This window comes from Paenibacillus sp. GCM10023252 (assembly GCF_042653305.1).
Classification (GTDB): domain Bacteria; phylum Bacillota; class Bacilli; order Paenibacillales; family Paenibacillaceae; genus Pristimantibacillus.
Window position 1 is genome coordinate 185,606 of sequence record NZ_JBHSHW010000021.1, and the last position, 22,798, is coordinate 208,403.

The 22,798-nt window shown below is 52.4% G+C and carries 24 protein-coding genes; 20 read left to right on the top strand and 4 right to left on the bottom strand.

Annotation, left to right across the window (positions count from 1 at the left end; translation table 11 throughout):
- The 8 genes from ACFO9Q_RS11790 (at window position 1) to spo0A (ending at window position 9,266) form a co-directional block, all read left to right on the top strand.
- A complete protein-coding gene (locus tag ACFO9Q_RS11790) occupies window positions 1–918 on the top strand; it encodes a polyprenyl synthetase family protein (protein ID WP_379182102.1) in 918 nt (305 codons plus the stop codon).
- A 126-nt stretch (window positions 919–1,044) separates the two neighbouring features.
- Window positions 1,045–2,943 (top strand): 1-deoxy-D-xylulose-5-phosphate synthase, encoded by a 1,899-nt coding sequence (dxs, locus tag ACFO9Q_RS11795; protein WP_379182105.1) that lies wholly within the window; start codon window positions 1,045–1,047, stop codon window positions 2,941–2,943.
- Between the two features lie 15 nt (window positions 2,944–2,958).
- Window positions 2,959–3,795, top strand: coding sequence for a TlyA family RNA methyltransferase (locus tag ACFO9Q_RS11800; RefSeq protein ID WP_379182107.1), 837 nt, complete (start codon window positions 2,959–2,961; stop codon window positions 3,793–3,795).
- Between the two features lie 188 nt (window positions 3,796–3,983).
- On the top strand, window positions 3,984–4,436 hold the full coding sequence (locus ACFO9Q_RS11805; protein ID WP_379182109.1) for a hypothetical protein: 453 nt from the start codon (window positions 3,984–3,986) through the stop codon (window positions 4,434–4,436).
- Window positions 4,437–4,453: 17 nt separating this feature from the next.
- Window positions 4,454–4,906, top strand: a complete 453-nt coding sequence (gene ahrC, locus ACFO9Q_RS11810) for a transcriptional regulator AhrC/ArgR (protein ID WP_379182111.1) — start codon at window positions 4,454–4,456, stop codon at window positions 4,904–4,906.
- A gap of 71 nt (window positions 4,907–4,977) precedes the next feature.
- Window positions 4,978–6,705, top strand: coding sequence for a DNA repair protein RecN (gene recN, locus ACFO9Q_RS11815; protein WP_379182113.1), 1,728 nt, complete (start codon window positions 4,978–4,980; stop codon window positions 6,703–6,705).
- 121 nt (window positions 6,706–6,826) lie between these two features.
- Window positions 6,827–8,164 (top strand): SpoIVB peptidase, encoded by a 1,338-nt coding sequence (gene spoIVB, locus ACFO9Q_RS11820; protein ID WP_379182115.1) that lies wholly within the window; start codon window positions 6,827–6,829, stop codon window positions 8,162–8,164.
- 289 nt (window positions 8,165–8,453) lie between these two features.
- Complete coding sequence (gene spo0A, locus ACFO9Q_RS11825; RefSeq protein WP_379182117.1) at window positions 8,454–9,266, top strand: sporulation transcription factor Spo0A; 813 nt, start codon at window positions 8,454–8,456, stop codon at window positions 9,264–9,266.
- A gap of 103 nt (window positions 9,267–9,369) precedes the next feature.
- Here the strand turns inward: spo0A and ACFO9Q_RS11830 are convergent, their stop codons facing one another.
- A complete protein-coding gene (locus ACFO9Q_RS11830; protein ID WP_379182119.1) occupies window positions 9,370–9,675 on the bottom strand; it encodes a DUF2627 domain-containing protein in 306 nt (101 codons plus the stop codon).
- Window positions 9,676–9,858: 183 nt separating this feature from the next.
- On the opposite strand from ACFO9Q_RS11830, the gene lpdA reads away from it, so the two are divergent.
- The 5 genes from lpdA to lipB all read left to right on the top strand — a co-directional run bounded on the left by lpdA (window position 9,859) and on the right by lipB (window position 15,476).
- Window positions 9,859–11,292 (top strand): dihydrolipoyl dehydrogenase, encoded by a 1,434-nt coding sequence (gene lpdA, locus ACFO9Q_RS11835; protein WP_379182121.1) that lies wholly within the window; start codon window positions 9,859–9,861, stop codon window positions 11,290–11,292.
- 73 nt (window positions 11,293–11,365) lie between these two features.
- A complete protein-coding gene (locus ACFO9Q_RS11840) occupies window positions 11,366–12,400 on the top strand; it encodes a thiamine pyrophosphate-dependent dehydrogenase E1 component subunit alpha (RefSeq protein ID WP_379182123.1) in 1,035 nt (344 codons plus the stop codon).
- Window positions 12,400–13,383, top strand: coding sequence for an alpha-ketoacid dehydrogenase subunit beta (locus ACFO9Q_RS11845; RefSeq protein WP_379182126.1), 984 nt, complete (start codon window positions 12,400–12,402; stop codon window positions 13,381–13,383). Before ACFO9Q_RS11840 ends, ACFO9Q_RS11845 begins: the two co-directional genes overlap by 1 nt.
- An 11-nt stretch (window positions 13,384–13,394) precedes the next feature.
- Window positions 13,395–14,759: a dihydrolipoamide acetyltransferase family protein gene (locus tag ACFO9Q_RS11850; protein WP_379182128.1), complete on the top strand. Its 1,365-nt coding sequence runs from the start codon at window positions 13,395–13,397 to the stop codon at window positions 14,757–14,759.
- 18 nt (window positions 14,760–14,777) lie between these two features.
- Window positions 14,778–15,476: a lipoyl(octanoyl) transferase LipB gene (gene lipB, locus ACFO9Q_RS11855; RefSeq protein ID WP_379182130.1), complete on the top strand. Its 699-nt coding sequence runs from the start codon at window positions 14,778–14,780 to the stop codon at window positions 15,474–15,476.
- Here the strand turns inward: lipB and prli42 are convergent.
- Complete coding sequence (prli42, locus tag ACFO9Q_RS11860; RefSeq protein ID WP_379182132.1) at window positions 15,473–15,571, bottom strand: stressosome-associated protein Prli42; 99 nt, start codon at window positions 15,569–15,571, stop codon at window positions 15,473–15,475. The genes lipB and prli42 overlap by 4 nt on opposite strands.
- Window positions 15,572–15,646: 75 nt before the next feature.
- Here prli42 and ACFO9Q_RS11865 point away from each other — a divergent pair, with 75 nt between their 5' ends.
- Window positions 15,647–16,780, top strand: a complete 1,134-nt coding sequence (locus ACFO9Q_RS11865) for a M20/M25/M40 family metallo-hydrolase (RefSeq protein ID WP_379182135.1) — start codon at window positions 15,647–15,649, stop codon at window positions 16,778–16,780.
- Window positions 16,781–16,872: 92 nt separating this feature from the next.
- Here ACFO9Q_RS11865 and mciZ read toward each other — a convergent pair whose 3' ends face one another.
- Complete coding sequence (gene mciZ, locus ACFO9Q_RS11870) at window positions 16,873–17,019, bottom strand: Z-ring formation inhibitor MciZ (protein WP_379182137.1); 147 nt, start codon at window positions 17,017–17,019, stop codon at window positions 16,873–16,875.
- Between the two features lie 104 nt (window positions 17,020–17,123).
- Here mciZ and ACFO9Q_RS11875 point away from each other — a divergent pair, with 104 nt between their 5' ends.
- The 3 genes from ACFO9Q_RS11875 to ACFO9Q_RS11885 all read left to right on the top strand — a co-directional run bounded on the left by ACFO9Q_RS11875 (window position 17,124) and on the right by ACFO9Q_RS11885 (window position 18,967).
- Window positions 17,124–17,687, top strand: coding sequence for an NUDIX hydrolase (locus tag ACFO9Q_RS11875; protein WP_379182139.1), 564 nt, complete (start codon window positions 17,124–17,126; stop codon window positions 17,685–17,687).
- 79 nt (window positions 17,688–17,766) lie between these two features.
- Window positions 17,767–18,426 carry a stage II sporulation protein M gene (gene spoIIM, locus ACFO9Q_RS11880; RefSeq protein ID WP_379182141.1) on the top strand — a complete coding sequence of 220 codons (660 nt, stop codon included), beginning with the start codon at window positions 17,767–17,769 and terminating at the stop codon, window positions 18,424–18,426.
- A gap of 79 nt (window positions 18,427–18,505) precedes the next feature.
- Window positions 18,506–18,967 carry a Fur family transcriptional regulator gene (locus tag ACFO9Q_RS11885; RefSeq protein ID WP_379182143.1) on the top strand — a complete coding sequence of 154 codons (462 nt, stop codon included), beginning with the start codon at window positions 18,506–18,508 and terminating at the stop codon, window positions 18,965–18,967.
- A 135-nt stretch (window positions 18,968–19,102) separates the two neighbouring features.
- Here the strand turns inward: ACFO9Q_RS11885 and ACFO9Q_RS11890 are convergent, their stop codons facing one another.
- A complete protein-coding gene (locus ACFO9Q_RS11890; RefSeq protein WP_379182146.1) occupies window positions 19,103–20,236 on the bottom strand; it encodes a S8 family peptidase in 1,134 nt (377 codons plus the stop codon).
- Between the two features lie 171 nt (window positions 20,237–20,407).
- Between ACFO9Q_RS11890 and ald the strand changes: the two genes are divergently transcribed.
- The 3 genes from ald to xerD all read left to right on the top strand — a co-directional run bounded on the left by ald (window position 20,408) and on the right by xerD (window position 22,778).
- Window positions 20,408–21,529, top strand: coding sequence for an alanine dehydrogenase (gene ald, locus ACFO9Q_RS11895; RefSeq protein WP_379182148.1), 1,122 nt, complete (start codon window positions 20,408–20,410; stop codon window positions 21,527–21,529).
- Window positions 21,530–21,603: 74 nt separating this feature from the next.
- Window positions 21,604–21,837 carry a DUF4227 family protein gene (locus ACFO9Q_RS11900; protein ID WP_379182150.1) on the top strand — a complete coding sequence of 78 codons (234 nt, stop codon included), beginning with the start codon at window positions 21,604–21,606 and terminating at the stop codon, window positions 21,835–21,837.
- Window positions 21,838–21,884: 47 nt separating this feature from the next.
- Entirely contained in the window at window positions 21,885–22,778 is an 894-nt protein-coding gene (xerD, locus tag ACFO9Q_RS11905) for a site-specific tyrosine recombinase XerD (protein ID WP_379182152.1), read from the top strand.
- The last annotated feature ends 20 nt before the right edge of the window (window positions 22,779–22,798 follow it).

A 22,798-nucleotide genomic window follows, 5' to 3' on the forward strand; every position in this document is an offset into this window, starting at 1 on the left:
TTGAACGCAGGCGAATCATCCATTCATTCTTATCTTACTATAAGCAAAGAACGCATCGAGGCTGCTCTGGCCCATGCTATTCCCGCAGACTGGCAAGTTCCCGCTCAGCTCCGCGAATCCATGCGTTATTCACTGGATGCCGGCGGGAAGCGGCTGCGGCCAATCCTCGTCTTGACTGCTGCTGAAGCCGTTCAAGGAGAAGCGATGGCCGCAGCCAGCGCGATGCCAGTCGCTTGTGCCATTGAATGCATTCATACGTACTCTCTTATTCATGACGACCTTCCAGCAATGGACGACGATGATTATCGCCGGGGCAAGCTGACTAATCACAAGGTATATGGCGAAGCGATGGCCATCCTGGCCGGTGACGCACTGTTGACACATGCCTTCTCCCTCATTCCGAGAGCAGCGCGAGCAGGCGGAGTAAGTGCTGAGATTGCGATCTCGATTGTCGAAGACTTGGCTCTATATGCCGGGGCAGCAGGGATGGTCGGTGGTCAGGCAGCCGACATGGAAGGCGAGCAGGGGAAGACGAAGATAGAAGAGCTGGAGTACATTCATCTTCACAAGACCTCTGACCTCGTCGTCTTCTCCGTGACAGCAGGAGCGAGAATCGGCGGAGCTACGGAGGCACAGCTGGAGCAGCTGGCGAGATTTGCCCGCAAGATCGGGCTTGCATTCCAGATCCAGGACGACATTCTCGACCTCACAGGCGATGAGACTAAGCTGGGCAAGAAGACGAACAGCGACGTGGAACAGAGCAAGGTAACGTATCCGTATCTCATTGGCCTCGAAGAGAGTCGGCAGCTTGTAGCCAAGTTAACGGAAGAAGCGAAGGAAGCTCTTAAGCTTGCTGATCTGAAGAGTCCCGAGCGGCTCCAGCAGATTGCCGATTATCTGGTAGGCAGAGATCATTAACGACATCATTCCTGCGGGTTAGCTGGTCAATCATTGGGAAATAAATATGGGATATGCTATAATGGGTAAAACCTTATACGTTCATTGGACAGCATTGAAGCTGTCGCCGAAAGCGAGGAAAGCAAATTGCTGCTCGATACTATTGACGGACCTCATAAATTAAAAGGGCTGACGATCCCGCAGCTAGAAGAGCTGGCCGGAGAGATCAGACAATTCTTAATTGAAAAGCTGTCCGTGACAGGCGGTCATCTAGCACCGAATCTAGGAGTGGTAGAGCTGACCCTTGTGCTTCATTACTTATATGACAGCCCTAAGGACAAATTCATCTTCGATGTCGGCCATCAATCCTATGTTCATAAGATTCTGACTGGGCGTATGAATCAGTTCGATACCCTTCGCAAGTACAAGGGACTGTGCGGCTTCATCAAGCGCTCGGAGAGTGAACATGATGTCTGGGAAGCTGGACATAGCAGCACCTCCCTGTCTGCTGCGATGGGTATGGCGCTCGCTCGCGATCTTAAGGGGGAATCCAATAAGGTCGTTGCCGTAATCGGCGATGGTGCACTGACCGGAGGGATGGCGCTCGAGGCGCTGAACCATATTGGCCATGAGAAGAAGAACTTGATCGTTATATTGAACGACAATGAGATGTCGATTGCTCCTAACGTAGGTGCCCTTCATCATTATCTGGGGAAGATACGATCCGACCGCCATTATCAGAAGGCGAAGGACGATCTGCAATATCTGCTTAACAAAATTCCGGCAATCGGCGGGAAACTAGCCAAGACGGCTGAGCGGTTCAAGGACAGCTTGAAGTATCTGCTCGTAAGCGGAATTCTGTTCGAGCAGTTCGGATTCACGTACTTCGGTCCGGTTGACGGTCATGATATCACACAGCTGCGTGATATTCTGGAGCAAGCAGGCTCAGTGCCAGGCCCAGTCCTCGTGCACGTCATTACAGTCAAGGGCAAGGGCTACTCCCCTGCGGAGGCGGATTCCTTCAAGTGGCACGGAATTACGCCTTACAAGATCGAATCTGGTCAAGTCGTGAAGGCCGTTGGCCCGCCAATGTACACGGAAGTGTTCGGTGATACGCTAATTGAACTGGCGGAGCAGGACAGCCGAATTGTGGCGATTACGCCCGCTATGCCAGGAGGCTCCGGCTTGCTGAAGTTCGCGGATAAGTTCCCTGGACGTATGATTGATGTTGGCATCGCGGAACAGCATGCCGCAACGATGTCAGCAGCCCTTGCCATGGAAGGACTTAAGCCGGTCTATGCGGTGTACTCCACCTTCCTCCAGCGCGCTTACGACCAGGTCGTGCATGATATATGCCGGCAGAATGCGAATGTCGTGTTCGCTATTGACCGCGCTGGCTTCGTTGGCCCAGACGGAGAGACGCATCAAGGTGTCTACGATATCTCCTACCTGAGACATATCCCGAATCTTGTGCTCATGATGCCTAAGGATGAGAATGAGATGCGGCGGATGATGAAGACCGCCATTGATTACAATGACGGACCGATAGCGATTCGATATCCGCGTATCAATGGTCTTGGTGTAGAGATGGACGAAGTGCTGAAGCCTATTCCTATCGGAACTTGGGAGACGGTGAGAGATGGTGACTCTGCCGTCATTGTTGCTATCGGGCCAATGCTTCAAGTAGCTGAAGAGGCTGCGGAGCTGTTGAAGAGAGATGGACAACAGGTTCGAATTATTAACGCGCGCTTCATCAAGCCTCTAGACGAGCAATTGCTCCTCTCATTAGCTGAAGAGGGTATTCAGATGCTGGTTCTCGAAGAGCATGCAGAGCAAGGGGGACTTGGCAGTGCCATCCTGGAATTCTATTCTCGCCATAACATCTACTCCATGGCGGTTAGAATTGTAGGTATTCCTGATCAGTTCATCGAGCACGGCTCGATTAAGGAGCAGCGTCAGGAAGTAGGGTTAACTGCTGAGCATGTAGCCTCCGAGCTGACTAATATGCTACCGCGCAGGCGGATGCGAGTAACCGGGCAGCCTTAGAGTGAAGGATATGATATGACTACAATACCTAGAGAACGAATAGATGTGCTCCTCGTGGAGCTTGGATACTTCGAGAGCAGGGAGAAGGCCAAGGCTGCTCTAATGGCCGGACTTGTGCTAGTCAATGAAGAGCCGGTAGACAAGAGCGGTATGAAGGTTCCTCGTGATGCTAAGATCAAGGTTAGAGGTGCGCTTCACCCCTATGTCAGCCGCGGAGGGCTTAAGCTGGAGAAGGCTGTCCGGACGTTCGGAATTGCAATGGATGGCAAGGTGATGCTAGATATTGGAGCATCTACAGGAGGATTCACCGATTGCGCGCTTCAGAATGGAGCATCCTACGTATATGCGATTGACGTCGGGTATAACCAGCTGGATTGGTCGCTCAGACAGCATGAACAGGTCCATGTGATGGAGCGTACGAACTTCCGATATATGCAGCCTTCGGACTTAACCGGCCCTCAGCCTACGTTCGCTTCCATCGATGTCTCCTTCATCTCCTTGAAGCTGATTCTTCCTACCCTGTCTACCCTTATCGGGAAGGATGCAGGAATTGTGGCACTCATTAAGCCGCAATTCGAGGCAGGTCGTGACAAGGTTGGCAAGTCGGGCGTAGTAAGAGACTCGGCAGTCCACCTGGAGGTGCTGGAGCGGATTCTTCAATTCGCTGCTGAAGCAGGCTATGAGCTTCAAGATGTTACCTTCTCGCCAATTACTGGCGGTGAAGGGAATATTGAATTCCTTGCTTACTGGCTGTGGAAGGACACCCCGAACACGTCTTACCCTGACTCATCATCCCTGCTTGAGTTGGTTAAGCAGGCCAGAGGTACCTTCTCGGTAGAGAAGGGCAAATAACAGCAAGCCGCCATCGGGTTACCGAAGGCGGTTTTTTATTTTTCTTTACACTGAGCCTTATAATTTGATACACTGAAACTAACCAAACACCCGTTCGCTTTTTGCTGCTCATTCATTGAGGCAGAGAGGAATTATGCTTCTACATCACGAACCGTTATAGAACAAGGATTCGGGATGGAGGAGAATCAATGTACGGTGATTGGGTTGTTATGTTAATAACGGGTGCCATTCTGCTCATATGGGGATATCGAGCGTTCTATCGATGGCTGCACACTCCAGTTGCTGTTCATCGCCTTAAGCTAGGCGAGGGAGCAGAGCTGCTGGCCGATGATGAGCACATCTCCTTGCTGGAGAAGGAAGGCTACGAGGTATTATCCGCTAAGCACCGCATTCCTGTTGCCATCACGGTTGACGGTGAAGCGTTAGCCAGCCGATTGTATATTGATTATATGGCTGAGAAGAATGGCAAGCTATATATAGTGAAGACCGCGAGGGACCGGATGCCGATGGACTGGACGGGCAGCGGAGTTAGAGACCGTCTGCTCGTCTATGCTCTGTTGCTGCCGGAATGCAAGGGAATTCTATTCGTAGATGCGAAGGAACGGTTGATCCGCGTCATTACATTCCAGATAACAGATTAACGAGCGGGAGGATTAGAATGAAGAGCTTGAGGCAGATGCGAATTCGAGAGATCATCGCACAGCAAGCGATTGAGACACAAGACGACCTTGTAGAAGCGTTGAGTAATGCAGGTCTGCAGGTTACGCAGGCTACCGTCTCACGTGATATGAAGGAGCTCCAGCTTATCAAGGTGCCGAACGGCGAAGGGAATTATAAGTATTCCTTACCAATAGATCAGGGCCGCTATAATCCCGTCTACAAGCTGAAGAGGGCGCTGTTGGATCACTTCATACATATTGACTTCACGGATAATCTGGTCGTATTGAAGTCACTTCCGGGTACGGCTAATACGATCTGTGCGCTTATTGACAACATGGAGTGGACAGAAGTCATGGGAACGATCTGCGGTGACGATACGATATTAATTATATGCAGAACGAAGGAACAGAGCGGTGAATTCGTACAGCGAATAATGGATCTGATGAGTTAGCTCATTCATGTGATTGAAGCGAGAGTAAGGTTCTATACCAATTATTCCATTGACTGGGAGGTTGCTTAGTCATGCTTAGAGAATTGTCCATTCGGAACTTAGCAGTTATTGAAGAAGTGAATGTGGAGTTTCACAACGGATTTCATGTGCTAACAGGAGAGACAGGAGCAGGTAAGTCAATCTTGATTGATGCCTTAAGCTTAGTCGCTGGGGGACGCGGGTCATCCGACATGGTGCGATATGGTTCGGACAAGGCAGAGATAGAGGCTATGTTCGACATTAAGCCGGAGCATCCGGTATGGGCCGTCCTTGAGAGATTGGGCGTACAAGCTTCAGGAGATGAGATGCTGGTCGTCAGACGTGAGCTGACCTCGCAAGGCAAGAGCTCATCCCGGGTCAATGGACATCTCGTTACGATGACGATGCTTAGAGAGATTGGTGAATGTCTGGTTAATATTCATGGTCAGCATGAGCATCAATCCCTACTTAAGTCAGAGCAGCATCTCGAATGGCTTGATCTGTTCGCTGGAGACGAACTGCTCGGAATCAAGAGCCAATATCGACAATCGTATAAGGCAATGCTGGGTGCTCGAACCGCTCGAATAGAGCTCGAGGAATCATCCAGGCAGCATGAGCAGATGCTTGATCTGTATCGATTCCAGATCGAGGAGATTACTGCTGCAAGCCTTAAGCCGGGCGAGGATGAATGGCTTGCTGAAGAGAAGAGCAAGCTAATGCATGCAGGTAAGCGACTGGATAGTATCTCGGAAGCTTATAACTTAATCTACGGCAACAAGGGTATAGAGACGCTGAATAAGGCAATTATTCGACTTACGGACATTGTGAGCTATGATCAAGCTGGACTAGCACCTATATTGGAACAACTTCAGTCTGCTTATTATCAAGCAGAAGACGCAGCCTTCCAGCTTCGAGATTACAGGGAAGGAATAGAGTCCGATCCAGAGCAGCTAGCTATGTTGGATGATCGTCTTAACCTCATTCATGGCCTGAAGCGCAAGTATGGAGAGACGATACCGGACATCTTACAGTATCTTGATAAGATTACGCTGGAGAGAGATAAGATTGAGAACAGGGAGGAGAATCTAGAGAAGCTTCTCGCTGAAGAGCTGAAGCTGACTTCTAGAGCGGAGAAGCTGGCACTCAAGCTATCTTCCCTCCGAATATCGGCTGCTAAGCGGCTATCTCATGCGATAGAGCAAGAGCTGTGGCAGCTGCAGATGGGGAGTACAAGGTTCCTAGTGCAGATGGATTCAGCTGCCGGGGATAAGCCCTCACAGGAGGGAGCAGCTGTTAGTGGATTGAAGCTCATGCCTTGTGGAATAGACGAAGCTGTATTCATGCTTAGTACGAATCCGGGTGAGCCGCTCAAGCCGCTCAGCAAGGTAGCCTCAGGCGGTGAGATGTCGCGTATCATGCTTGCTCTCAAGAGCATATTCGCTTCCATCGATCAGATACCGGTACTTGTATTCGATGAGGTGGATACAGGTGTTAGCGGCCGAGCGGCTCAAGCTATTGCGGAGAAGATGTCGCAGCTGTCCGCTTCATGTCAAGTGTTCTCCATTACTCATCTTCCGCAAGTGGCTTGTATGGCTGACCATCATTATGAGATTCGCAAGGGTGTATATAATGAGAGAACGTCGACGTCAGTAACAGAGCTAGTCATGGACACGCGCATTGAAGAATTGGCGAGAATGCTTGGCGGAGTGGAAGTTACGGAAAAAACTCGTCATCATGCTCAAGAAATGCTTGATTTAGCGTATCGCCAGAAGGGGGCGTAATGGAAGGGTTTCAGGGAATGTTTTTGCGGTCATAAAACCATCCGAGCGGGGTAACTTAAAGGTACGCCAATGGCGATAACCTTTTTCGTCAAGCGATGGAATGACAGGGAGCGTGAAATCATTGAACTCCAATCACAGGAAACGATGGTTTGGCCTAGTTCTCGTTTTCTTCGTTTGCATGATCGGGAGTTCTACCCCGTTTCAACAATTTGCCGCATTCCCGAATGAACTTCGTTTGTTCTCCGGCCAACTGAAACGTCTTGAATATGGGGTACCCGTACATGCAGAAGTAACGGTAGATCCTCGAATGCTGGGGCTTAACGGTACAAGCCATGAATCGCTCTCCGTGAATCTGAGCGATCCGCTCTCCATTGAGCCTAAGCACAGCGGACAGACGAACATGAAAGTGAAATTATTCGGTACCATTCCCTTCAAGACCGTTAAAGTTAATGTTGTTCCTGATCTTCGTGTCATTCCTGGCGGGCAGACGATTGGAGTAAGAGTACAGTCTGCAGGCATTCTTGTCGTTGGACATCATCAAGTGACGACTGGCAAGGGAGTAAAGGTGTCGCCAGGTGAGAACGCTGGTCTAAGACTCGGTGATCTCATTCTCAGCATTAACGGCAATCCTATTCATGAGGTTCGTAAGGTAGCCGAGCTTGTAGATCGTGCAGGCAACCAGAACGTTCCTCTGGTGCTCACTGTCAAGCGAGGCGGCAAGCTGCATCAGACGAACTTGACTCCCGCATACGATGCAGATGACCACGCTTGGCGATTGGGACTATTCATTCGCGATTCAGCTGCCGGCGTCGGTACTCTAACCTTCTACGCTCCTGATCAAGGTGTCTACGGGGCATTAGGACACGTCATAACCGACATGGACACCCAGACGCCGATAGAGGTTGGTGACGGACAGATTCTTCAGTCCACGGTAACCTCAATTAACAAGAGCAAAAGCGGGGAACCTGGAGACAAGCGGGCAATATTCGTTAAGGATTCCAGAATATTAGGCAGCATAGAGCGTAACACCCCGTTTGGCATTTTCGGCAGGATGGGAGAGCAGCCCGAACACAGCTTCAGCATGAAGCCGGTTCCTGTCGCCTTCGCCGAAGATATTAAGGAAGGTCCAGCTCAGATCCTTACTGTCGTTAACGGTCAGAAGGTGGAACGATTCAACATACAGATTGCGCATGTATCGAAGCAGTCCGTTCCAGCTACGAAGGGAATGGTCATCAAGATAACCGATAAGCGGCTGCTTGAGAAGACTGGCGGCATCGTACAAGGGATGTCTGGAAGCCCTATCATTCAGAATGGGAAGCTTGTAGGAGCGGTCACACATGTATTCGTCAATGACCCGTCCTCGGGTTATGGATGCTTCATTGAATGGATGCTGCAGGATGCAGGTGTACTTCTCAGATCCCCCAACCATGCTCGTCTTCATCAAGACGAAGCAGCTTAGATCACAACAGAAATATCCGTTGGAGGGCAAGGAAGCTCCAACGGATATTTCTGTTGTGACAGCTCATTATGTTATGCGCATTTGTCGAATGGTAACGAACGAGTGCAGTACTTGTAGCAAAATGTTAATTATAACGAAACACATAAAAAAAATAAAGCAATATAATTTTCGACAGAAGGAATTCTGTTGACCGTGTCGAAACCTTAAGACAAGACAACTAGGGGAAGGGAATCAAGACAACGCACGCTTCCACATAAGCGTTGAAAACCACTAAAGGGAGGACCAGACCTTGCATAAGATTGAAGTTTTGTTAGCGGACGACAACCGAGAATTCACTAACCTGTTATCGGAGTATATATCAGAGCAGAGCGATATGGTTGTCAGCGGGGTAGCCTACAACGGTGAGGATGTACTCCGTCACCTGGAGGATACAAGAAAGATTCCTGATATTCTAATTCTAGATATTATTATGCCGCATCTTGACGGACCAGGTGTGCTGGAACGGTTAAGAGAAATGAACCTTCCTACTATGCCGAAGATCATTATGCTGACCGCGTTCGGGCAAGAGAATATTACCCAAAAGGCGGTTCAGCTAGGAGCCTCCTACTACATTCTGAAGCCGTTCGATATGGATATACTGGCTAATCGGATTCGCCAGCTGGTCGGAACTTCATCTTACTCCTCGACTGCCACTTATTCAATGGGTTCATCATCACTGAAGTCCAACGTCGTTCCCATTGCCAAGGGCAAAAATCTCGACGCTAATATTACATCCATCATTCATGAGATCGGTGTTCCGGCACATATCAAAGGTTATCAGTACTTACGCGAAGCCATTACTATGGTGTATAACAATATTGAGATTCTGGGTGCTATCACGAAAACGCTGTACCCTGCCATTGCTGAGAAGTTCAAGACAACGCCTTCAAGGGTAGAAAGAGCGATCCGCCATGCCATTGAGGTAGCATGGACTCGCGGCAACATCGACAGCATCTCGCACCTGTTCGGATACACCATTAATATTAGCAAGTCGAAGCCAACGAACAGTGAGTTCATCGCGATGGTAGCAGATAAACTGCGGATTGAGCACAAGGTTAGCTAATTACAACCCCTTCACTTCTGTAAGCAGCGTCAAGCATGCACAAAAGAACCGTAACCATCTGCGACAAGCAGGAAAGGTTACGGTTCTTCTGATTCCGGCCCCATTAAGCTTTTGGCTTCGGGGGTCTAGGCCGCTTCTGACGGAACCTAGGCGCGACATAATTCCGCTTCCGATCTCGGAAAAAGGTCCAGCCGCCAATAAATCCAGCGCCCGCTGCGAACATTATAAATCCGAGCAGAAACGACAGCCATTCAAAGTTAGGCGTTACCGCATCGTTCCCGAATGATGAAAAATAATGAAAGAGGGAGTCCTTCATACGGAGAAAACCAAAACATGCGAGCAAGCCGGGAATAACGAGCATCATAACAGCAATGAGTCTTGCGGTGACTAACTTCATATCCAGTGCCATTCCTTCCGTTCAGCGTGAACATACAAACACCATTCATCATACCTTGAAACACCCGCAAGTGTCTATTCTCTATCCACCCTCGGATTCGACGACTGAATAAAAAACAGGTACAATAGGTAAGGCTTCATGGTTATTAGCCACTCTTGCAAGGTAAGGTGTTCGTAATAATGGAGGCGAAATTCGATGACAATAGAAGTAGATGTAGCCATACTAGGCGGGGGACCCGGCGGATATACGGCCGCAATTCGAGCAGCTCAGCTTGGCAAGCGGGTAGCAATTGTTGAGATGGACAAGCTCGGAGGAACCTGTCTGCACCGAGGCTGTATTCCTAGCAAATCTTTGCTTCGCAGTGCTGAGGTATACGCCTCGCTGCTTGAAGCTCATACATATGGCATAACGATTGCCGAGAATGCGGTAACCTTGGACTTCGAACGTGTGCAGTCCCGCAAGGAGCAGACGGTTGAGCAGCTGTACAAGGGTGTTCAATATCTGATGAAGAAGAATGGGATACAGATTATTCAGGGCAAGGGAAGAATTGTAGGACCATCCATCTTCTCACCGCGCAGCGGATCGCTTGCCGTTGAACTGCCTGACGGTGAGATGGAATCGGTCATCTCGCAGAACCTTATCATTGCGACAGGTTCGAGACCACGCTCACTGCCTGGGTTGACTCCGGACGGAGTTCATATCCTGACGAGTGATGAGGTGTTGCTGCTTGACAAGCTGCCTGAATCCATCCTAATCGTGGGCGGCGGTGTAATTGGGGTCGAGTGGGCCTCTATGCTGCAGGACTTCGGTGTTCAAGTCACTCTCGTTGAGGCCGGTTCAAGATTGCTGCCTGGTGAGGATACGGAAATCTCAGCAGAGATGACGCGTATACTACGAAGACGCGGTGTCCGGGTGTTGACAGGGGTCGGGCTGAAGATTGATGAACTCCGTATGGAAGATGGGGAAGTGCAGGTCGCAGCAGATACTCAGGACGGCGTTGTTCATCTGTCCGCGGAGAAGCTGCTCCTGTCAGTAGGCCGGCAGGCGAATGTAGAAGGATTAGGCCTCGAGAACACCGATATTCGGACAGCGAATGGGTTCATCCAAGTGAATGAGCACGGACAGACAGGCGAGCGTCATATCTACGCTATCGGAGATGTGATTGGCGGTGTTCAGTTGGCACACGCTGCTGCACATGAAGGAATCGCTGCGGCTGAGCATCTAAGCGGAATAATGGACAGCCATGCGCAGACTGCGCCGCATCTAATACCTAGATGCATCTACTCCCGTCCGGAAGTTGCATCTGTGGGATTGACTGAGGATGGGGCGCGGGCACAAGGCCATGACGTCAAGACAGGCAAGGTACCATTCCAGGCGATCGGCAAGGCAATCGTGCTCGGTGATACCGAAGGCTTCGTTAAGGTCATCGCGGATCGCAGGACGAATGATATATTAGGGGTGCATATGATTGGCCCGCATGCTACAGATCTGATCTCAGAAGCGTCGCTGGCTGCAGTGCTTGATGCTACACCATGGGAGGTTGGACAGATGATTCATCCGCACCCGACCCTCTCGGAGGCGCTAGGTGAGGCGATGCTTGCGGTGGATGGAAGAGCTATCGCTTTTTAGTACCGGAAGCGTTATAATCATACTATCAAGTCTTAGTACCAGGTTATAATATCTAATTAGGAGGGACACCCTCATGAACCAAGCTGGTTCCATACAACATCAGTTCCGGCACCATCAGCTCGGCCTAAGCGACGAGCAAGCAACCGACATGTATGCCACCATGATGATGTCACGCGCATTCGACGAACGGGTGCTGCTGCTTCAGCGTGCAGGCAAGGTGAACTTCCATGTATCCGGAATTGGACAGGAAGTGACCCAGGTAGCGGCTGCCTTCGCTCTCAACAGGGAAGAGGATTACTTCCTTCCCTATTACCGGGATTACGGCTTCGTGCTCGCGGTCGGCATGACGCTGCGTGATCTGATGCTGTCCGTGTTCGCGAAGGCGGAGGACCCTAACAGCGGCGGAAGGCAGATGCCGGGTCACTTCGGCAGCAAGCGGCTGCGTATTGTAACGGGCTCCAGCCCGGTTACGACTCAAGTGCCGCATGCCGTTGGGTTTGCCCTGGCGGCGAAGATGAAGAAGAAGAGCTTCGTATCGTTCGTGACGTTCGGCGAAGGCTCCTCGAACCAAGGCGACTTCCACGAAGGCTGTAACTTCGCCGGCGTGCATAAGCTTCCGGTTATTTTCATGTGTGAGAATAATCAATATGCCATCTCTGTCCCGCTGCACAAGCAAGTGGCAGGCAAGATATCGGACCGGGCGCTTGGCTACGGCTTCCCTGGGTTGCAGGTGGACGGGAATGATGCGCTGGAAGTGTTCCGCGTCGTGAAGGAAGCCCGTGAACGTGCGGTTCGCGGCGAAGGTCCTACACTGATTGAATCCATTACTTATCGAATCTCTCCACATACCACGTCAGATAATGATCTTGCCTATCGGACGAAGGAAGAAGTAGATGCGAACCGTTCGAAGGACGGCATACCGAAGTATCGCCAATACTTAATCGACTGCGGTCTGTGGGACGATGAGAAGGAAGCGGAGCTGCTGAAGAAGCTGCGTGTGATGGTGGATGAGGCAACGGAATATGGCGATAAGGCGCCGTTCCCTGCTCCGGAATCTATTCTGCTCCATGTGTACGGGGATGATGCGAAGCAAGGAGGCGTGAACTAATGCCGGTCATGGAATATATTGACGCGATTAGACTCGCAATGAAGGAAGAGATGCAGCGGGACGAGGATGTATTCGTACTCGGCGAGGATGTCGGAGTGAAGGGCGGTGTGTTCACGACGACGAAGGGGCTCTTGGAGCAGTTCGGTGAGATGCGTGCGATGGACACTCCTCTGGCAGAGTCTGCAATAGCGGGCGTTGCCATCGGTGCAGCGATGTATGGCATGAAGCCGATTGCGGAGATGCAGTACTCCGACTTCATGTTCCCGGCAACGAATCAGATCATCAGCGAAGCAGCGAAGATTCGCTACCGGTCGAACAATGACTGGACATGTCCCATCGTCATACGAGCTCCTATCGGAGGGGGGATATTCGGCGGTCTATACCACTCGCAATGCCCGGAGTCTGTCTTCTTCGGCACTCCTGGTCTGAAGATCGTAGCGCCTTATACGGCTTACGATGCGAAGGGGCTGCTCAAGGCAGCAGTAAGAGATGAGGATCCGGTCTTATTCTTCGAGAACAAAAAATGCTACAAGCTCATAACAGGAGATGTGCCTGATGAAGACTACACCGTCCCCATCGGCAAGGCGAACGTGCTGCGTGAAGGCGACGACATCACCGTCATCTCCTACAGCCTGCCCCTTCACTTCGTGGAGCAAGCGGCTGCAGATCTTGCAGAAGAAGGAATCTCTACGCACATACTTGATCTTAGAACGCTCCAACCGCTTGATAAGGAAGCGATCCTGGAATCGGTCCGCAAGACGGGCAAGGTGCTCATTATCCACGAGGATAACAAGACAGGGGGCGTAGGTGCGGAAGTATCGGCTATCATCGCGGAAGAGCTGCTCTATGAGCTGGATGCCCCGATAGCGAGACTATGCGGGCCTGATGTGCCGGCCATGCCGATTAATCCCCCCGGGGAGAAGTTCTTCATGCTTAACAAAGACAAAGTGAAAGAGGCCATGCGTAACTTAGCGCTGTATTAGGCCGATTGGAGATGAGAACGATGAAATCAGTGACGGAAATTGTGATGCCTCAGCTGGCGGAATCGCTTGTATCAGCGACAATAGATAAATGGCTCAAGCAGCCCGGCGATCGTATTGGTATGTACGAGCCGATCTGTGAGATCATTACCGATAAAGTAAATGCCGAGCTTCCTTCCACCGTAACGGGCACGTTAATTAAAATACTAGCAGAGAACGGTCAGACGGTTCCTGTAGGGGAGACCATCTGCTTAGTGGAGATTGAGTCGGCGGAAGCGTCACCGGTCTCAACTGCACAAGGCATTGCTCCTTCCAACAGCCCGGCGCCGGAATCTATCTCTAGCTCTGCTCATCCGCATAGACCGAGCACTGCAGCCTCTAGTGTTGATGGCGGAAGCATGAGAGTGCGGTATTCGCCTGCCGTTCAGCAGCTTGCTGCGGAGCATGGCCTGCGTCTAGAGGAGATTGCGGGGACAGGCCTCGGCGGAAGAGTGACGCGCAAGGACGTCCTTCAGTTCGTAGCCGCTGGCGCTGCTAAAACGGCAGCATCGATCAGACCATCCGCTGCTGCCAGCGACCAGCAGGATCCAAGGGATAAGGTTCGCTCGTCAGGGCTTCATCTGTCAGAGACGCCGCGAATTCCTACCATTGAGGTTGAAGGAGCCGTATCGCAGCAAGACCGCGGTGAGCACTTCATCGATGTCACCCCGATTCGTAATACGATTGCAACCCGCATGCGTCAGAGTGTATCGGAGATTCCACATGCATGGACGATGATTGAGGTGGATGTCACGAATCTGGTTCAGCTTCGGAACAAGGTGAAGGATGAATTCAAGAAGCGGGAAGGCATCAACCTGAGCTATCTGGCATTCGTGCTGAAGGCTGTCGTCAATGCCATTAAGGACTATCCGATTATGAACTCCGTCTGGGCGGTAGATAAGATTATCGTGAAGCGCGATATTAATCTCTCCCTGGCGGTAGGAACAGAGGACTCCGTGCAAGTGCCTGTTATTAAGAACGCCGATCAGAAAAATATCGCTGGTCTCGCGAAGGAAGTCGAAGCGCTGGCCCGCAAAACGAGGGATGGCAAGCTGACCCTGTCCGATATGCAGGGCGGCACGTTCACGGTGAACAATACAGGCTCATTCGGTTCCATCCTGTCCTATCCTATCATTAACTACCCGCAGGCTGCGATGCTGACGTTCGAATCCATCGTGAAGCGGCCGGTCGTCATTAATGACATGATAGCTGTTCGATCGATGGCGAATCTGTGCTTGTCACTGGACCATCGCATACTGGACGGTGTTATCTGCGGCAGATTCCTGCAGCGGGTGAAGGACAATCTGGAGAGCTTCGACCTAGATACCAAATTGTATTAAGAAGAGAGGGATCCATTCATGGCTCATCCGAACAATATGGCCCCGCTGGATACCCGTTATATCCCGATGATGGACTACCATGAAGCTTGGGAGCTTCAGAAGGCTATCGTGAAGGAGATTGATCAGGAGGAGCGGCAGGAAGCGCTCCTCCTTCTTCAGCATCCGCCAACGTATACGATAGGCTCGGACAAGCATCCCGAGCATCTGCTCCTTAGCGAAGATGAGCTTCGCGACAAGGGAATAAGCCTCTATCAGATTGATAGAGGCGGGGATATTACGTATCACGGGCCTGGTCAGCTGGTAGGCTACCCACTCCTGTATCTGGACTCAGTCGGTCTGGATCTGCACGGGTACCTGCGGAGTCTGGAGCAGGTAATAATTAATTGGTTAGGCACGCATGGCATAGAAGCAGGCAGAAAGTCCGAATATACAGGAGTATGGGTAGGCGACGAGAAGATCGCAGCCATCGGTGTCAAGTTCAACAAAGCCCGGAAGCGAAGGGGCTTCATAACGAGCCACGGGTTCGCTCTCAACATTAAGTCAGGAATTGCCGCGGAAGGCTTCAGCGGCATTATTCCTTGCGGCATTCAGAGCTATGGCGTCACCTCATTCGAGGATCTTACAGCGTCCCGGCTTACCGTACAAGAGGCGGCGGAGCAATTGCTTCCGCACTTCTCCCACGTATTCGAGCGAGATATGAAGCTCTCGCTCTCTTAGTAGAACAGCCAGCCAAGTGAAGCAACAAGAGTAGACAGGACTAGGGCAGCAATAATGATGATAGCGACAATTCGAATCGTTCGCGGGTTGTACATGGCAGCAATCTCGCCCCCTCTCTATAAGGTTGTCTGCTCTCTATTGTAACCAAGTTCAGGATCGGAGGAAAGACAATGGTACAGAAGGAACGATTAATTCAAGAATTCATGGAGCTTGTCCGTGTGGACAGCGAGACGAAGCATGAGCAGGAGATTAGCAAGGTGCTTCGTGCCAAGTTCGAAGCGCTCGGTCTGGAGGTGACGGAGGATAACGCGGCGGAGACCACGGGGCACGGCGCAGGCAATCTATTCGCCTGGCTGCCCGCAAGCGGCGTACCGAATGCGCCGATCATCTTCTTCACTTCCCATATGGACACCGTTACGCCTGGCCGAGGAATTAAGCCGCAGCTAGACTCTGACGGCTACATCCGCAGTGACGGGACGACGATTCTCGGAGCAGATGACAAGGCGGGTCTGGCTGCCATGCTGGAGAGCATTCGTCTGTTGAAGGAGCTTAACCTTCCCCATGGCGGAGTTCAGTTCGTCATTACCGTCGGGGAGGAATCCGGCCTGCACGGAGCCCGTCATCTCGATGCATCCAAGCTGCGAGCGAAGTTCGGTTATGCCATTGATTCCAACGGCTCCGTCGGGGATATCGCGGTCGCAGCGCCAACTCAAGCGAAGGTGACGATTAAGATGTATGGCCGTTCTGCTCATGCCGGCGTGAATCCGGAGGACGGCATCTCTGCCATTCAAGTAGCAGCCAAGGCGATTGCCCGTATGCCGCTGGGACGCATTGACGAAGAGACGACCGCTAACATTGGCCGCTTCGAAGGCGGGGGAGCGACGAATATCGTATGTGATTATGTGCAGCTCCAAGCGGAGGCAAGAAGCATCGTTCAAGACAAGCTGGACCGTCAAGTTCAGGCGATGAGAGACGCGGTAGAGAGCGCAGCGAAGGAATATGGCGCTCGCGGCGAGGTAGAATGCGAGGTGATCTATCCGGCGTATCAATATTCCGACGGCGATCCTGTCGTTGAGCTGGCTAAGTCTGCGATTACAGCGATTGGCCGCACGCCGCGGACGTTCCACTCGGGCGGCGGGAGCGATGCGAATATTTTCAACGGATTAGGGCTGCCAACGGTTAATCTGGCGGTCGGCTATGAGCATATCCATACAACGAAGGAGCAGATCAAGGCTGATGATCTGGTGAAGACGACTGAGCTCGTCACCCAGCTCATTAAGCAGGCTGCCGGACTGAACGCGTAACCATATCTACACAGGCCAAATACACCCTTAGCTTCATCCCAGAGGCTCGCTATCACTGGGAGAGGCTAGGGGTGTTCATGTTCATCATATCCTTAACGACGTGCGGCCCGCGGCGGGTCTAACAGTTCAACCAGCTTGGCTGAAGGCGCAGTAGGCAGTGTCAGCTTGCGAAGCTGGTAACGGATCTCCCAAGCCTTGCCGACTAGACGAAGTTGCTTCTCATCGATATATTGTTTCATGAGCGCTTCACCCTTTCTCATTCTGATATAATGATCCTATGCAGCACTAAGACAAGTTATGCAAGTTGACCATACTTAGAAGGTTCAGAAGGAGAGTAACGACTATGAATGAGCATCAACCGATGGAATCATGGGTAGAGGAAACGGTTAGCACAGAGAAAATTTTCCATGGAAAAGTAATTACCCTTCAGGTGGATACCGTGAAACTGCCGAATGGAGGCACCTCAACGCGAGAGATCGTCAAGCACCCAGGCGCTGCGGCGGTCATGGCGCTGGTGGACGGCAAGCTGCTCGTCGTAGAGCAATATCGTAAAGCGCTTGAGAAGTTCCAGATCGAGATTCCTGCAGGCAAGCTGGACGGAGCAGAGGATCCTATCCTGGCAGCAGCGCGTGAGCTCGAGGAGGAGACAGGTTATAAGGCTGACAAGCTGAAGCTGGTGAGCGCCTTCTTCACATCGCCTGGCTTCGCTGATGAGAAGCTCTACCTGTACTTCGCAGATCAGCTGACTCTCGGAGAGAAGAATCCAGATGAGGATGAATTCTTGGATGTTCAAGCGATTACCTATGAACAAGCTGAGGCTTATATCGAGGAAGGCAGAATCAGCGATGCGAAGACGATATTGGCGGTCTATGCATGGCAGCTCTATCGGTTAACCGGCAGCATCTAACGCCGCCTTGCGAGTGGCATAGACGTCTCCCCCCGCTCATATAATGGAGCAATCGGACAAGAGGGGGGTGGGACTTGCTATGCGATCATCATTGTCGCCCGTAACGATGAAGGACCAGTTAACGCTGTATGTATTCGTAGCGGTATTATTCGTCGTTGGGGTCGTATTCGGCGTGCTGATGGTGGAAGCCCTGACGCTTGAGCAGCAGCAGAATCTGTCTCAGGACGTCAGACAATATGTGCAGCTGCTGCAGGCGGGCAGCCTGCCAGATGAGGCTCAGTCCTTCTGGGATCGGTTCCTGTTCCACAGCAAGTGGATGCTGCTCCTCTGGCTGCTAGGCATCACCGTCGTAGGCGTACCGTTCGTCCTCGCCCTGGATTTCCTCAAGGGGGCGCTAGTGGGGTTCGCCATAGGAACGTTAATTAGCCAGCATGCCTGGAAGGGTGTGCTGTTCTCCTTAGTGTCCATAGCTCCGCCTAATCTAATTGCTATTCCGGCGCTCATGATGACCAGTGTAGCTGCTCTCACCTTCTCTATGTATGTAATCAAGAATAGACTGCTGCAGCGCAAGGGTACGCTTGGTCCGCAAGTGCTCACGTATACGTCTACAGCGCTGCTGATGCTGCTTCTGCTTGCTGGAGCGGCGCTTGTGGAAGCTTATCTGTCACCGATTATGATGAGCTGGGTGACCCCGCTGCTGGACGCTCCAGACCCGCTTGGTCAGGGCGGAAAGGTTTGACTTTATTCGGCAGTAACCCCTATAATGAAAGCAAACGTTACCGGATAACAGGCGGGAGACATGTGGCAGGGGGGAAATCATGGAAGCCCGGATTGAGAAGATCAAACAACAGTTGCAGTCGCAGGGCTACAAATTAACCCCGCAGCGAGAAGCGACCGTCCGCGTCTTGCTTGAGAATGAAGAGGATCACCTAAGCGCGGAAGACGTGTTCATGCTAGTGAAGGACAAGGCACCTGAGATTGGACTCGCAACGGTCTACCGAACGCTAGAGCTGTTAAGCGAGATGCATGTCGTCGAGAAGCTGAACTTCGGAGACGGAGTAGCGAGATACGACCTTAGAACGGACAGCAACAAGCATCATCATCATCATCTGATCTGTGTACAGTGCGGTACGATGGATGAGATTAAGGAAGACTGGCTGCTTCCTCTTGAGGAGCGGTTGGAGGCGGAGTTCGGCTTCACAGTGATCGACCACCGACTTGATTTTCAAGGGGTATGCCGGCGCTGCAATGAGAAGAATGAACGTGCTAACCAAGCTTAAGCGGCTGCCATAGTCCTCAAGCGGCGAACACAAGCTGCGGGAATACGAGAATAGACGACTTCGCTGCCCAGTAATCTGGACGGCGAGGTCGTTTTTATCTTGAATGACAGTTACTAGATAGTCGAACTGTGAATGCTAGTGATGTCGCTGCGGAATGCGCTGCAGCTGCAGCAGGCCTGCGCCTTGCGTACGAGCAGGGTATAGAGGCAGCTTGCTGGCCCAGCGCTTAAGCCGGCAGGAGACGGCAGCAGGTCGCAGCTTAGGATAGGCAGCTAGCAGCAAGGCGGCTCCTCCTGTCACATGCGGAGCAGCCATGCTCGTGCCGGACAGGATACGGTACCCTCCGCCTAGCCAAGTCGAGCGTATTCTATCCCCTGGAGCTGACAAGTCAAGGCCGGCGCCTCTTGAGCTGAAGCTCGCTATACGGTCATTCCGATTCGAAGCGGCAACGGCGATCGTCTGAGGGAACGCGGCCGGCTCATCGAGCTTCGCATGGCTGGGACCGCTGTTGCCCGCGGATGCGATGATGACGATGCCCCGGGAAGATGCCTTACGTATGACGTGCTGCAGGGCGGCACTGCTCGGCCCGCCATACAAGCCTAAGCTCATATTAATGACGTGCATGCGGCGGGAGATGCACCAATCAATCGCTTCAATGATGTCAGATAGATAGCCGCTCCCGCTGCTATCTAGCGCCTTGACGGCGTACAGGCTGGCGCGTGGCGCCGCCCCCCTCTGGGCGCAAGCATGGCCTCTGGCGGCAATGATACCAGCGACATGAGTGCCATGGCCGTTATCATCACGATAGGAGCTTCCTCCCATCGTGTTCGTTCCGCCCGCTACCTTGAGATTGGGATGCTTCGCAATGCCGGTATCGATAACGCCGATGCGAATGCCGCGGCCCTCCGTCACCTTCCATGCTGCTGGAGCACCGATCCTGCTTATGTTCCAAGGCAAGCTGTCAGCCAAGGGGAGTCTGGATGCTAAGGGTGCAGACGATGGGTGCAGACGGACTCTGGCATCATGAACAACCTGCTTCACTGCTGGATGCTTCTGGACTGCGTCCCAGCTCTCACGAGTATCCATATGACAGACGAGCATGCAGCAGCGAGGGATGGCCTTCACCGGCCGAATTCCTAAGCGGTTCAGATGGGACAAGCACTGGTTGTAGCTTCTCCTTGACCCCAGGATAATCATCTTGCGAACGGTATGTCCTGTCCCCTTGCCTCTCACGCATGGCCGAAGCACTCTCTCTAATGAATGAGTCATCCTATCCATCACCTCATGTTCATTATACGGAGGTATAGAGGGGGAGCATGGGCCGAGGTCCATACCCGCGCACATAATTTGCGAATAACGTGGTTACCGTACCCCTAGGGACTAACACTTGCACGAGCCGGGGCATACAACATAGCAAGGGACCTTAAGGAGGGTATCAGGATGATAATCGGTGTGCCGAAGGAACTGAAGATAAGTGAATATCGAGTAGCCTTAACCCCAGCAGGTGTGACAACTCTTAAGCTTGCCGGCCACGAGGTTCTCGTCCAGACAGGGGCAGGAGTCGGCAGCGGCTTCGCGGATTCTGACTATGCCAGTGAGGGAGCCTCGATGGTTGAGGACCCTTCGGAACTATGGAGCCGTTCCGAGATGATCATGAAGGTGAAGGAGCCTCTCCCGCAGGAATTCGACTACTTCCGGCCAGGTCTGCTGCTCTTCACTTACTTGCATCTGGCTGCTGCCCCGGACTTGACCAGAGCGCTCCTAGCTTCGGAGGTTACGGCAATTGCTTATGAGACCATACAGCTTCCAAGCGGCAGCCTGCCGCTCCTCACTCCTATGAGCGAGGTCGCAGGGCGCATGTCCGTGCAGGTCGGGGCTCAGTTCCTGGAAGCCTTCAACGGGGGCATGGGCATTCTGCTTGGCGGTGTTCCTGGTGTTGCGCCGGCAGAGGTTGTCATCATTGGGGGAGGCATCGTCGGGACGAATGCAGCCAAGATGGCCATTGGCATGGGAGCGAGTGTTACGATACTGGAGAGAAGCGCCGATCGAATGCGCGAGCTCGACGACCTGTTCGCCGGACGGGTGCGAACAATTATGTCCTCCCCATATGAAGTAGCTGCTGCGGTCCGCCGCGCGGATCTGCTCATTGGAGCGGTGCTCATTCCTGGTGCCAGAGCACCTCATATCGTGACGGAAGAGATGGTCCAGACGATGCGCCCCGGCTCCGTCATTGTGGACGTTGCTGTTGATCAAGGGGGCTCCATTGCAACGGTAGATCGTGCGACTACGCACAAGGATCCAATCTATATGAAGCATGGAGTGGTCCATTACGCTGTAGCGAACATACCTGGAGCGGTGCCGCGCACCTCAACGCTGGCTCTTACGAATGTTACGCTGCCCTACGCGGTTCAACTTGCGAACAGCGGCCTCAAGGCCATTCGCACCAGCGCTGCGCTGCAGAAGGGCGTCAATACGCACGCCGGGCATGTGACACATGAAGGGGTTGCCGCTGCGGTAAGCCTTCCATATAAGCGAATCCGAAGCGAGAATGAGCAAGAATAATAAGAAGCGGCTTCTCATAAGGTGTACGAACGGACGGACAACCGCTCGTTATCGTTGTGAGGAGGGAATGCCAGATGATATGGTCCATACGCAAGTGGGCGAACCGAATGTTGTTTGTCGTTATTTTCACCCTGCTGCTCCTTATCGTTACGGGAAGCTATGGCTGGCTGGCGGATGTGTTGTCCCCTGTCCATCCGTATCGAACCCCGCAGGGCGATGCGCTGAAGGTGTTCCAGAGTGATCCGAGAACGTATGAGGGCGGCAGCGTGTCGGACCGGCTCCGCTGGTTCTATTGGTATGGAGAGTGAACACGTGTCGGAAGCCATGTATGTCAAGATAAGAGAGGTACCCTTAGATGAGAGATTATATGGATTCGTTCATCCATTATCTGGCGGAGGAGAGGCAGCTCTCGCGCAGCACGATAGAGTCGTATGAGCGGGATCTGTCTTCCTTCCAGCAGTATATACAGTCACTGGGCGAGGCGCAGGTGAAGGAGATTCAGAAGCATCATCTGTCCCGCTACCTGCTTCTCCTCAAGGAGAAGGGACGCAAGGCATCGACGCTGTCCCGGCATATCGTATCGCTGCGAGCCTTCTTCCACTACTTAACCGTGCATGGACTCATTACGTCGAATCCAGCCCTACATATGGAAGCCCCCCGTCAGGAGAAGCGGCTCCCGAACATCATATCTATAGAAGAGGCGAAGCGTCTGCTGGAGTCGCCTGCGGGCCATACTCCTGCTTCACTGCGTGACCGCGCGATGCTAGAGCTGCTATATGCTACCGGAATACGAGTGTCGGAGCTAATCATGATGGATCTAAGCCAGCTACACCTCGAGCTTGGGTATATGACTTGTATTAGCAGCAGCGGCTCGAAGGAGCGTATCATTCCGATTGGCCGAATCGCCAAGGGCGCCGTTCAGCAGTATCTGCAGGAGGGACGAGCTGTGCTGGCTGCGAATGGAGATGAGCAGTGCGCCTTGTTCCTGAACCAGCTGGGATCGCGAATGACGAGACAGGGCTTCTGGAAAATCATCAAAAAATACGCTCATTCCGCCGGAATCGAGAGCGAAATTACTCCCCATACCCTCAGGCATTCATTCGCCTCTCATCTGCTCGAAAATGGGGCGGATATAAGGGCGGTACAGGAGCTGCTCGGTCATGCAGATCTATCTACTACGGAGCTCTACATGAAGGCAACCAAGGTTCGAATGACGGAGGCTTACAACGGAGCCCACCCTCGAGCTTAACAGATAGAGCTTGAGAGAAG